Source organism: Microbacterium sp. NPDC055903, from assembly GCF_053615555.1.
Genome location: NZ_JBSHCA010000003.1, coordinates 65,713 through 77,856 on the forward strand (window position 1 = coordinate 65,713; position 12,144 = coordinate 77,856).

At 67.6% G+C, this 12,144-nt stretch carries 10 protein-coding genes; all 10 read right to left on the reverse strand.

What is annotated here, in order from left to right; translation table 11 throughout:
* The 10 genes from ACWGJP_RS14150 to ACWGJP_RS14195 all read right to left on the reverse strand — a co-directional run bounded on the left by ACWGJP_RS14150 (nt 1) and on the right by ACWGJP_RS14195 (nt 12,137).
* The gene (locus ACWGJP_RS14150; RefSeq protein WP_452330444.1) at nt 1-1,449 is read right to left on the reverse strand and encodes a hypothetical protein; all 1,449 of its coding nucleotides are present in this window, start codon (nt 1,447-1,449) and stop codon (nt 1-3) included.
* The gene (locus ACWGJP_RS14155; protein WP_452330445.1) at nt 1,446-2,144 is read right to left on the reverse strand and encodes an acylneuraminate cytidylyltransferase family protein; all 699 of its coding nucleotides are present in this window, start codon (nt 2,142-2,144) and stop codon (nt 1,446-1,448) included. Before ACWGJP_RS14155 ends, ACWGJP_RS14150 begins: the two co-directional genes overlap by 4 nt.
* On the reverse strand, nt 2,141-3,187 hold the full coding sequence (locus ACWGJP_RS14160; RefSeq protein ID WP_452330446.1) for a nucleotidyltransferase family protein: 1,047 nt from the start codon (nt 3,185-3,187) through the stop codon (nt 2,141-2,143). Before ACWGJP_RS14160 ends, ACWGJP_RS14155 begins: the two co-directional genes overlap by 4 nt.
* The gene (locus ACWGJP_RS14165) at nt 3,184-3,825 is read right to left on the reverse strand and encodes an acetyltransferase (RefSeq protein WP_452330447.1); all 642 of its coding nucleotides are present in this window, start codon (nt 3,823-3,825) and stop codon (nt 3,184-3,186) included. Before ACWGJP_RS14165 ends, ACWGJP_RS14160 begins: the two co-directional genes overlap by 4 nt.
* Complete coding sequence (locus ACWGJP_RS14170) at nt 3,818-4,915, reverse strand: N-acetylneuraminate synthase family protein (RefSeq protein WP_452330448.1); 1,098 nt, start codon at nt 4,913-4,915, stop codon at nt 3,818-3,820. The genes ACWGJP_RS14165 and ACWGJP_RS14170 overlap by 8 nt, the downstream gene beginning before the upstream one ends.
* A complete protein-coding gene (gene neuC / locus ACWGJP_RS14175; RefSeq protein ID WP_452330449.1) occupies nt 4,908-6,104 on the reverse strand; it encodes a UDP-N-acetylglucosamine 2-epimerase in 1,197 nt (398 codons plus the stop codon). The genes ACWGJP_RS14170 and neuC overlap by 8 nt, the downstream gene beginning before the upstream one ends.
* Nucleotides 6,068-7,225 carry a LegC family aminotransferase gene (locus ACWGJP_RS14180; protein WP_452330450.1) on the reverse strand — a complete coding sequence of 386 codons (1,158 nt, stop codon included), beginning with the start codon at nt 7,223-7,225 and terminating at the stop codon, nt 6,068-6,070. Before ACWGJP_RS14180 ends, neuC begins: the two co-directional genes overlap by 37 nt.
* The gene (locus ACWGJP_RS14185) at nt 7,222-8,217 is read right to left on the reverse strand and encodes a GDP-mannose 4,6-dehydratase (RefSeq protein WP_452330451.1); all 996 of its coding nucleotides are present in this window, start codon (nt 8,215-8,217) and stop codon (nt 7,222-7,224) included. Before ACWGJP_RS14185 ends, ACWGJP_RS14180 begins: the two co-directional genes overlap by 4 nt.
* A 30-nt stretch (nt 8,218-8,247) precedes the next feature.
* Nucleotides 8,248-10,920 (reverse strand): LGFP repeat-containing protein, encoded by a 2,673-nt coding sequence (locus ACWGJP_RS14190; RefSeq protein WP_452330452.1) that lies wholly within the window; start codon nt 10,918-10,920, stop codon nt 8,248-8,250.
* 143 nt (nt 10,921-11,063) lie between these two features.
* On the reverse strand, nt 11,064-12,137 hold the full coding sequence (locus ACWGJP_RS14195; RefSeq protein WP_452330453.1) for a glycosyltransferase: 1,074 nt from the start codon (nt 12,135-12,137) through the stop codon (nt 11,064-11,066).
* Nucleotides 12,138-12,144 lie beyond the last annotated feature (7 nt).

Genomic DNA, 12,144 nt, shown 5'->3' on the forward strand with positions numbered 1-12,144 from the left:
TCATTCGCGGCGCGACAGCCGTGTGTGCAGCCACCGTTGATAGTTGGACACAGCATTTGGAGCCCAGATCTGCGGGTCGGTTGATGCATCCACACCGTTGCCGGTCTCGAGCCCGCGAAGACGGGCGACGGTTTCCGTGACGCTCGTGACGCGATCCCCGAATGCAGCACCGATCACGTTCTCCGCAAAAGCACTGTCCCGCGCGATCACGTGGCACCCGAATGCACGTGCCTCGAAGAGGACAGTGCTTGCGACGCCGATGACGACAGCGGAGCTCTTGAGAGTCTCGTACACGTCGTTCACGCGATCGACCGTCACCCCAGGCTCGCCTGAGAGACGTGGGTAGCGTCGCTCGGTCTCGGCCAGCTCCCCTGGGTGGGGACGAAAAACGACGCGCCACTCCTTCCCGACGGCAGCGCGGAGATCCACCACGAACGCATCGGTACCCTCTGGATCCGCACGAGACGACACCACGAGGATCTGTTTCGGCCTCGTCGACGGCGCCAGCGCAGCCTGTCGCTCCAGGTGCGGCTTGCCGAGCGCCGTCACCTCGCCTGGGTACCTGATCGAGTCGGACCAATAGCTTCCGAACGTGAGTAGTTCGTCCGGCAGCGCACGTGCGAGGCGGGGCTCGGACCAGGCGTCTCCGAAGTTGTACGCGACGTGAGAAGGCCCGATCCAACCGTGTTGAGGCTCGACGACTCGCACACCGAGGTCCTTGAGGAGACCAATGGTCTCGCCGTTGTACGTGTACGAGCCGTTGTCATAGAAGACGAGCTCGGGTCGGATCCGCTCGAACATGCGCTTCACCTCATCCTGCAGGTGCGGGCGCAAGACCTCAGGCCGCAACCGTGAGCGCCCGATCGCAGCGAACGAATCCGACGGCACGCCGAGCCGGCGGGCGCACTCTGCAAGAATCTCCCGAATCCGGCTCTCGGTACCGGCAGGCAGCGGCTTGCCCCTGGCCCGCCATCGCGCCCTGGCCGTCGCGGCCTCCAGGCTCAGCGTCGGTTCGAAGACAGGCCGTCCGAGTGCAGCCGGAAGCGGCCTCGCCTGCACGACCACGGCGTCTTCGGATGCCTCGGCGTAATCGTCGACCAACCAGTTACGTGCTCTGTCGCCCTCCGCCGCCAGTGTGACACCCGATACGTAGAAACACACCGGATGCGGTCGGGCTCGCCGCACCGCATCCCAGCGACTCGGCAGGTATCCACGGGCGACACGCTTCAGTTCGCCCCACCTGCTCCACGAACTGGTGGTTTCGACGTCCACACTCCCGTTCTGCTGTGCCGACAGTGCCCAGCCGACCTGCACGCGGACCTGCGCCCAGAACGGCACGGTCGCGCCCGGAAGCGCGTCGAACAAGACATCCGGACCGTCGTTCTCGAGGTCGAGGATCTTGCGCACCGCATCAGAAGTCCGCTCGCCCAGCGCGTCCCCTGCGCTCACAGATCAGTCCTCTGCTGCATCAGCCACTCGACCACACGGAAGTCGAACTCGCTGTCGACATCGATGGATCGATCCGAAGGCATCTCGAAGAGGATCGTGGACGGGAAGAACACCACCTGATCCTCCAGCAGAGACTCGCGGCGCCAGACGTAGATGGACCCGTTCATGTCGAAGCACCGTGGCGCATCCTGGCGGCGCAGCACAGCGTCGTCGGGAGTCTTGCTGACCACGACCGTGCCGTCTGGCTGCTCCTCCACGAGGTTGAAGTACGGATTGCGACGCGCCTCAGCACCCGTGATGAGCGACTCGGGGCGCGCGGCCTCGAACATCGCGACGGCGTCGCGGATGTCGTCGATCGTGCGGAGCGGACTCGTCGCATCCAGATCCACGCAGACGTCGTACCGGTCCCCTGTGCGCTCCTCGGTCGCCCGAACCGCATGAGCGATAGCCGGGACCTTGCCAGCCGTGTCCGTCGCCATCTCGGCGGGTCTGCGAACGACGCCCGTCGCGCCGAAACGCGGCGCCAGTTCGAGGATCTCCTCGGAGTCGCTCGACACGACGACCTCATCGAAGAGACCGGTCGCGACGGCCTGTGCGACGGAGTGACCGAAGAGGGGTTTGCCCGCGACGATCCTGAGATTCTTGCCCGGCACGCCCTTGGAGCCCGCCCGTACGGTGATGGTGCAGATCCTCATCGTGTTCTCCGTTCCCACGCCTGGCGGGCGCGTTCAAGATCCTCCGGCCGGCCCACGTCGATCCACTCCTCACGGATCTCAAAGGCGCCGACGGATCGGTCGTCCTCCATGAGACGCGCCAAGAGGGTCGGCATGTCGCAGTACTCGTCCTGCTCGAGCATCCGCAGTGCTGTCGGCTCGAGCACATAGATCCCCGCGCTCACGAGCTCGCTGTGGTACGGCTTCTCGGCCAACGCCGTCACCCGGTCACCGTCCCGGCGGATGACGCCGTACGGGATCTCGAACCCGTACTCGCGTGCGCCGATCGTGGCGCTCGCGCCGCTGTCGCTGTGGAAGGCCAGCATGCGTCGGAGATCGACCTGCGTGAGCAGGTCGGAGTTCATCACGACGAACGGCACATCGACGGCATCCCGCAACTGTCCCAGCGCCCCGGCAGTCCCGAGCGGTGCCGGCTCGTACAGATAGGTGATCTCCAGACCGTGGTTCGAACCATCCCCGAGGTGCTCTTCGATGAGGTGTCCGAGATGATTGACGGAGACGTGCACGCGGCGAAAGCCCTGCTCGTGGAGCCGTCCGAGAATGATGTCGATCATGGGGACGTCCCCCAGCGGGACCAGCGGCTTGGGGATGTCCTTGGTGATCGGATACAGGCGCTGGCCTCGCCCCCCGGCCATCAGCACCACGGGCGTCGCCAGCGGTGTGGCGATCCGTTCGCCCTCCGCGACCACGTCGACCATCCGGCCATCGTCGTCGACCACCGCGATCACCCGGATCCCTCTCGTCGAACGCAAGCGATCGACGTCCTCCTGGCTGGCGGTGGGGGCGACCGTAGCAGGGGCGGGATTCATCACCGTATCCACCGTGTCGTCGAGCCCGGCACCCGCCAACAGCCCGCGGCGCACGTCGCCGTCGCTCACCGCGCCGACGAGTCGACCTTCGCTGTCCTCGACGAAGACGACCTGAAGGCGACTGCGATCGAGATGCATCAACGTCACACGGATGCTGTCATCCGGCGCGACGATCAGATCTGCCCTGTCTGTCATGCGCGCTCTTCCTCACCACTCTGTATCTCCCGCGCCGGCACACCGACGACGGTGGTACCCGATGGCACGTCCCTGATCACGACGGCGCCAGCCCCGACGATGCTCCCCGACCCTATCGCGAGCCCCTGCAGAACCCGGGCGCCGAGGCCGACATGCGCTCCAGAACCCACGGTGACTCCCCCGGCGAGCACAGCGCCCGGAGAGATGTGCGCATGGGCGCCGACCGTCGCATCGTGTTCCACGACGGCAGCGCTGTTCACGATGGCGCCTTCCTCGATCACGGCGCCGACATTGACGACGGCACCGGCGAGCACCTGCGCCGAGACGGCGACCGCAGCGCCTGAGTCGACGATCGCACGCGGGTGGACGGCGCCTGCGATCTCGAAGCCACGCGCGACGGCGTCCTCGTGCACGCGTCGACGTAACACTGTCGATCCGACGGAGCCGAGGCCGTTGACGAGCTGCACCTCCTCCGGATTCAGCGAGTCGAGCACCTCGTCGGTGCCGAGGTACGGCAGATCCCAGTCGCCAGACGGCTTCGGTGCGACGTAACCGCGCACATCACGTCCCGCCGCTGCGAGCGCCGCGTGCACGGAGCGCGCGTGCCCTCCTCCGCCGAGCAGAACGAGATCAGCCATCGATCAGATCGCCCCGGCGATAGTCGCGGGTCGCGGGGGCGCCCACGACCTCCCAGTAGTCGAACGTGCTGCGCCCCGAAGCCGGTCGGAAGCACGCGACGTCACCCTCGGCGATGGTGGCCCCTGCCACGATGTCGGTCGTGGCCACAAGGCTCCTGCGCACGACGGCGCGGTTGCCCTCCTCGACAGGTTGACAGCGCTTCTCCTCGGAGCCGAGCATGACGGGCACCCGACGGAGATCGGCGACGTAGGCGTGCAGACCATCCGGGTCCAGAGAAGCGGCGTGGTCAGGGCCGTCGGCATCGACGTCGAAGGTGAAGTGCTTCTCGACCACGGCGGCGCCGAGGCCGACCGCGAGGACGGAGGCCAGCGAGCCGAGCGAGTGATCCGAGTAGCCGACCCTGTGCCCGAACGTCGAAGCGATCGTCTGCATGGCGCGCAGATTGAGGTGCTCGTCCGCTGCCGGGTACTCGGTCGTGCAGTGCAGGATCGTCACGTGCTCGGAGAAGTCGACGGCGTCGTCCCGACGCTCCCAGGCGACCTCGAGTGCGTCGCTCGTGATCCGCGCCCCGGCGGGCAGCACGCCGTGGGCCTGAGCGACGCCGGCGGCGATGAAGCGCAGCGCGCGCGCGATCTCGGGGATATCGGCCATCCCGGTCGACACGATCACGGGGAGGCCGGTGCGGCCGGCAGCGACCAGCAAGGGGGCGAACGTCAGATCTCCTGAAGCGATCTTCACGATCGGGATGCCGAGCTCGCCGACGAGGAAGTCCAGACCTGCCGTGTCGAACGCCGTCGACAAGAACCGGATGCCGCGCGCGTCGCAATGGTCGCGGAGGGAGCGGAACTCGTCGTGGGACAGCTCCAGCTGACGCAGCAGATCGTGCTGCGTCCGGCCGTCATCGTCGGAGAGGCGCTGGTAGTCGGCCAGCGCGGCGGATTCGAGCGCCAGCGCATCGGCGGAGAAGGTCTGGAACTTCACCGCATCGGCACCTGCCGAGGCCGCCAGATCGACGAGCTCCTTCGCCGTCGCGAGAGAACCGTTGTGGTTGACTCCCGCTTCAGCGATCACGAAGACCTGTTCAGTCATGGGCTGAGCCTCCTTCGAGGTCGTGGAAGGATTTCCTGGGCGGCCTGGGGATCTCTGCGTCTCGCAGTGCGGCGGCCGTCTGTGCGGCGAATCCAGGGATGCCGAAGATCGTCGTGCCGTCCCCCGCCGGCCGCGCGATGGCTGCCCGGATGGCGGAGGCGATCTCGCCGCGAACCGGGTTCGGCACAGTGACGGAATCCGCCAGCGGCCGTCCTTTCTGACGGTCGCCGATGAGCACGGACGGCACCCCGAGCACCGGCGCCTCGAGCACAGTGCTCGAGGAGTTGCCGACGACCACCGCCGCCGCCGACATCGCGCTCAAGTAGCCGAGCTGCCCGAACGACTCGACGAAGTCGGCCCGGTCGGGATACGCGGCGATGAACGCGGCGATGCGCGAGCGCACGTCCTTCGTGCCGATGTCCGAGTTCGAACCCGTGATGACGATGTGCAGGTCGTCGACAGCGAGGAGGCCTGCGAGCATCTCGTCGACGAGCTCCTCGGGGTCGGCGGCGTCCATGACCGCGGGATGGAACGTGACCAGTGCCGTCGGCGAAGCGAGCCGCACGCCGAATCTCTCCTCGACCGCGTGGCCGGACAGAAGCTCGAGCTGGTCGAGCGCGTCGACGATCGGAGCGCCGTACGCGAAAACCCGCTCGGGGGCCTCGCCGAGCTGGATCACGCGGCGGCGATGATCCTCGGTCGAGGGGAAGTGCAGGTAGGCCATCTTGGTGATCGAATGCCGGAGGGCATCATCCATCGCTCCCTCGGTGACCTCACCGCCGTGGATGTGTGCGATCGGCACCGAGAGGATCGTCGCGGCCGTCGCGGCCGCGAACGCCTCAAGGCGGTCACCCAGGACGACGAGGATGTCAGGATCGATCTCGGCGAGTGCCTGGGAGTACCGGGGAATGGCGGCGCCGACGTCGGCGGCGACCGCCTGACGGTCGTCGTCCGACGACCAGATCGGCACCGCAACAGCGACATCGAATCCGTCCGCTTCGATCTCAGCACTCGTCCGGCCGAACTCGTCGAGGAGGTGGCTTCCCGTGGCGATCAGGCGCAGCGTAAGCCCTGGCTCGTCGTCGATCGCGCGAAGCAGCCCGCGCAACAGTCCATAATCCGCGCGTGTCCCGGTGAGGACGGCGACGGTTCTCACGCGCCCACCAGGGCGGGAGTGCTGGGGATGCACACCGTGCTCCCGTGCAGCGCCTCTGCCACAGGCGTCTGCGCCCGCGGCAGATCACGGTACGGCGCCTGTGTGTGGAGCAGGTTCCAGAACGGCCGGCACTGCAGGCCCGCGTCGTTCGTCGCGGTGAGGACAGCGTCCCGCTCAGCGAGCGTGCCGTCGATCCGGATCGCACACAACCAGTAGTTGCTCGATGTGCCGGTGGGCTCCGTCAAGAAGCTCACCCCTGGCACGTCCGCGAAGACGGCTTCGTACTTCGCTGCGAGCCGGCGCTTCGCATCGAGGAACTCGGGCAATCGCTCCAGTTGCGCGACCCCGAGGGCCGCGTTCAGATTCGGCATCCGATAGTTGTACGCTACCTCGTCGTGCTCGAACTCCCATCGATGCGGGAGCTTCGCCGTCGTGGTGAGGTGCTTGGCCCGAAGGGCGAGCTCGTCGTCATCGGTGAGGATCATCCCTCCCCCGCCGGTAGTGATGATCTTGTTCCCGTTGAAGCTCAGGATCCCCAGTCGGCCGATCGTCCCGGTGTAAACACCGTCGGTGCGACTGCCCAGCGACTCCGCCGCGTCCTCGACGACAGGGACGCCGAACTCGTCGGCGAGCGCGACGAGCTCTGCGATGCGCATCGGGTGGCCCAGAGTATGCATAGGGACGATCGCGGCGATGCGTCGTCCCGTCGTGCCGTTGACAGGTCCCCGCTCGCCTGACCGCGCGGCCCGGAGCACACGCTCGACCGCCTCCACGGACATTCCGAGAGTCTCCTCGTCGCTGTCCACGAAGTACGGGACCGCGCCGGTGTGGGAAACGGCGTTGGCCGTCGCGACGAAGGAGAGCGTCGGGACGATGACCTCATCACCGGGGCCGACGCCTGCGAGCTCCAGCGCGACCTGAAGCGCCGACGTCCCGTTCGAGACGGCGACCGCATGTGCTGCGCCGGTGAATGCGGCTATCCCGGACTCGAAATCCGTGACGAACGTTCCCACACTCGAGACGAACGTCGAATCCAGGCACTCCATGACTCTGGCCTTCTCGTGCTCGGCGATGCTCGGAACATGCAGGCCGACGAACGGCGCATCACCGACGACGCCGCGGACGGAACGGACGATGTCTGCGGCGACGTTCATACGACGTAGGTGTCGGTCCGATACCGCGCGAGGTTCGCCGGATCCGTGAACCACTCGGCCGTCGCTCGCAAGCCTTCGCGGAAACCGTCATCCCCGTCGAACTGCGGCGTCCACCCGAGGACCTCACGTGCCTTGGTGTTGTCGGAGAACAGCCGCTCAACCTCCGAGTTCGCGGGCCGGAGGCGCGCGGGGTCCTCCGTCGCGGTGGCGTCGATGCCCATGGCCTCTGCGATCAGTTCGAAGGTGCGCCCGATCGAGACCTCGAATCCGACGCCGAGATTGATGACCTCTCCCACACCCGCGGTGCTGCTGAGCGCTGTGGTGAACCCCGACACGGTGTCGGGTACGTAGGTGAAGTCGCGGGTCGGCGTGAGTGCGCCGAGCTGGATCTCACGCTTGCCCGCTGCGAGCTGGCTGATGATCGTCGGGATCACCGCGCGCGCCGACTGCCTGGGCCCGAAGGTGTTGAAAGGTCGGATGGTGACGGTGGGCAGACCGAACGACGCATGATACGCGTTGACCATCTGGTCGGCGGCGATCTTAGAAGCGGAGTACGGCGACTGCCCCTGGAGCGGGTGGCCCTCATCCATCGGTACATAGCGGGCCGTGCCGTAGACCTCACTGGTCGAGGTGTGCACGAAACGACTCACATCTGCTGCGCGCGCCGCGTTCAACAGGTTCAGCGTGCCCTGGATGTTGGTCTGGACGTAAAGGTCCGGCGCGGCATACGAATAAGGGATGGCGATGAGAGCCGCGAGATGGAGGACGGCGTCGCGATCTCGGACGGCAGACATCATCAGTGCGGGATCGCGGATGTCGCCGGGGAGGAACTCGATCTGCGCCGCGACATCGGGAGCGATCCCGTCGAGCCAGCCGCGCGTATCGAACGAGTTGTACAGCACCAGCGCACGAACGTCATGGCCATCCCTGACCAGCTGCTCCGCGAGATGCGATCCGATGAATCCGTCAGCTCCAGTGAGCAGTACCTTCATACGTTCTACTGTAGCCGCCGGACCTGCCGATCACTTGAGCGTCGCGGTGGCCGCACCACCGGGTGCGTAGGAGATCGTCCCGCCCTGGAAGGTCTGCGTGCACAGGGTGGCCGTGCAGGCCTCCGACCCCGTGGGCCAGCCGAGCTTGCCGCGCACCCATCCCGTCGCACTGTAGGCCGTCATCACCGTCGCCGAAGACGCGAACGTGCCGTTCTTCGACGAGTGAACCCAGCCGCCTGCGAACTTCTGCGCCAGACCGGAACCGCTGACATCCGCGACCAGCTGCGAGGCTCCGTCCGAGGATCCGAGAGCCGCCTTCTTCGCAGCGGCGGTGACGGCGGCGTCCGTGACGCCGAGGGCGACCGAAGCCTGCTTCCCCTTCACGTAGCTGATCACACCGCCTTCGAAGGCCTGCACGCACGCTGTCCCCGTGCACGTCTCGGCGCTGATCGGCCAGCCCAGCTTGCCTCGCACCCAGCCGGCACCGCTGTAGGCGGTCATCACCGCCGTGGACGATGCGAAGGTGCCGTGCTCCGAGGAATGCACCCAGCCGTTCGTGAACTTCTGGGCGAGCCCTGCGCCGTTGATGTCTGCGACGACCTGGAGGGTGGCCAGGGACTTGCCCAGCGAGGCTGCGGACGCCGCCGAGGTGACGGCCTTCGCCGTCGCCCCGGGGATCGCGGCCGCCGCCTTGCCCTTGACGTAGCCGATGAGCCCGCCGCCGAACGACTGCACGCATCCGTTGCCCGTGCAGAATTCCGCACCGGCCGGCCACCCGAGCGTCCCTCGCACCCAGCCCGCGGCACTGTATGCCGTCATCACCGTGGACGACGAGGAGAACGCACCTGCCGACGATGAGTGGATCCAGCCGCCATCGAACTGCTGCGCGAGCCCGTTGCCGTTCGGGTCTGTGACGGTCTGCTGCGCAGCGATCGGCCACCCGAGGCTGCCGCGCAACCAGCCGGCCTTGCTATACGCCGTCATCAGCGCGGTCGCCGTCGTGAAGGTCCCGCTCTCGGACGCATGGATCCAGCCGCCCGCATACTTGCGGGCCAGCCCGTTGCCGTTCGGATCGGTGACCAGCTGCACGGGTGCGGCAGCCGCGCCGATCCCCGTCTGGCTCGCGGCGAGGACGGTCTTGACGTTCGCCGTCGATACACCGGGCAACGCCACCGCAGCCTTGCCGGAGGAGTATGCGATGACCCCGTCCTCGAACGGCTGCGAGCACAGACCGTTGCTGCAGGTCTCGGCGCCAGTGGGCCATCCGAGTGAGCCTCGCACCCAGCCCGCAGCGCTGTACGCGGTCATGATCGCGGTCGACGACGCGAAGGTGCCGGCCTCCGAGGAGTGGATCCAGCCGCCGGCATACTTCCGTGCAAGGCCGTTGCCCTGGGGATCGGAGATGATCTGCACTGCCGCGAGGGCGGCGCCCAGGCTGCCCTTGGCCCCGCCGCGCGCCGTGTGCTCCGCGGTGATGGCGTCCGGCGAGATGCCCAACGTGGTCGTGGCCTTGCCCCCGGTCGGATACGCGATGATCCCGCCCTGGAACGGCTGCGTGCAGATGCCCGATGTGCACACCTGGTTGGAGACAGGCCAGCCGAGGTCTCCCCTCAGCCACCCCGCAGCGCTGTACTCCGTCATGATCGCGGTCCACGACGTGAACGTTCCGGTGCTCGATGAGTGGATCCAACCGCCCTGGAACTTCTGCGCCAGGCCGTTGCCGTTCGGATCGGTCACCACCTGCGCTGCCGCGAGCGGGTTGCCGAGGTTTCCGGTCGCCCCGCCCCTCGCCTTCCACTCCGTCGCGATCGCCCCCGCAACCGTGTACGCCGGCGCCGGAGCCGATTGCGTCGATCCGAACCAGTCGGTGAAGTAGTTGTAGAAGTTGCGGTTGCCGTAGCTCGAGCAGGAGTTGCCGGTGCCGTAGCCGGCCGCGAGCGAGGCGGCGTTCGGCTGGTACGGCGTGTAGTAGTACAGGGCCGAGGTCGCCTTGTTCGCGATCTTCACGGCGCCGCGACCGCACGAGGCGTTCGGGTGGTACAGCACGTTCCAGGTCTTGCCCGGGGCGTACCAGGTGAAGTAGACGCCGTCCATGTAGATCTGCATCTGGCGCGCGGCGCCGTACACCTGGGCGAAGAACCCCGCGAAGGCGACGTTGCAGGGTGCGGTGTCGGGGCACGCCTGCCCCATCGCGGCGTTGTACCGCCAGTCGCTCGGCCAGGTGTGCGTCACGAGGCCCTGCTCCTTCTGGAGCATGACGATGAGCACCTGCGGGTTGATGCCGCAGGCCTGCGCGACCTTATAGATGATCCGTGCAGCGCTCTCGCTCTTCGCTCCCGCGTACGCCGAGCAGTACTTGTCCGCAGCTTTCGACTGAGTAGCCGTCTTGAGGTCCTTGAGGCAGGTGTATCCCGAACGGCAGGTCTTGACCTTGCTGTTGAGGAACGTCTGGATCTGCGCCTCGGTCATCGTGCTCTTCTTCGTGAACACGGCATCGCTGATGATGTTCCCGGCGTTGAAGCCGACGAGCGTCGTCTTCGCCAGCCCCGACGCGGCGATATCGCCGACGGCGCGTGCGGGCTGCACGGCTCCCACCCCCGCCGTCACGGTCGTCGCGGATGCTGCGGAGAGCGGCGTCACCGTGCTGACGGACACCGCGAGAACGGCGGCGAACACGGCGAGGATGCGGGCGATCCGAAGCACGTTTCGAGAGCGTGGGGCACGTCGAGACATGTGACTAGTGTGACTCAAGTGGCCAGATGATGCCACTGTGATCAGAAATTCGCCGCTTTGACCCCGGGCGTGTCGCACCCTTCCAGCAAGATCTCAGCCTCGGATGACGCCCGTCAGAGATCCGCGTGCAGCGCCCAGACCCGCTCCGCCGCACTGGCCCATGAGAAGGCCCGCGAGCGGTCCCCGGCGAGCACCCGCAGGCGGGCGGCGCCCTCCCCCACGGCATCCGTCACGGCATCGACCAGCTCCGAGGCATCGACGAGTCGCGCGCCGTCGGCGAGGACGTCCCGGTGCACATCCCCATCGACGGCGACGACGGGGATGCTCAGCGCCATCGCCTCCACCGCGCGCCACGGCCACGCCGAACGCGCCGAGACGTCGATGAGGACGAGAGCGTCAGCCAGGACGGCCGCCCTGTCCTGGGCGTCCAGACGGCCGCGCACGTGCACGCGGCGCTCGGGCAGACCCGCAGCCGAGGCGATCTCGACGATGTCCGGCTCCACCCCCTCCGGCGCATCCAGCACCACGGCATCCACGTCCGCGGCACTCGCCGCGGCGAATCCCTCCTGCAGAGCGTCCGTGGGCCCCGTCAGGACGACGTAGCGGTCGGGCATGTCGAGCGTGCGCCGTCGCCCGACGGCATCCGTCGGCGCCGTGAAAGACGTCGGCTGCGCGCCGGCGATGACCCGCACGCGATCTCCGAAGCGCGCGATCCCGCCCAGCCGCTCCGCGAAGGCGTGCGTGGGCACGACGACGGCGTCGGCGTGCTTGGCCGCGCGGCGGAGCATCCCCCGCTGCCACGCCACCGCCGCTTTGGGGAGCGAGGACGGCGCCTCCCAGGCATCGAGGTCCCACAGCGTCACGACGACCTGATTCGAGTCGTTGACACGGTCGTGCCGGACGAGGGGCGCCATGAGGCTCGGTGCGTGCACGAGACCGCCGCCGACGCCAGGGGCGATCCCCAGCTGCCACGACGCGGCCAGCTCACGGCGCGCGAGCGAGAGCGTGCGCACCTCGCTGAGCCCGCGCACCTGCGGGGTTCCACCGGCGGGAACGATGGCCTCCACCTCGCATCCTGAGGGCGCCGTCGCGATCAGCCCGGCGGTGAGGTCGAGGGATGCCGAGGCGATGTCGTCGTGCACGACCCGATCGACCTGATCGAGAATCACACGCAGTTGAGCACCCATAGGTGAA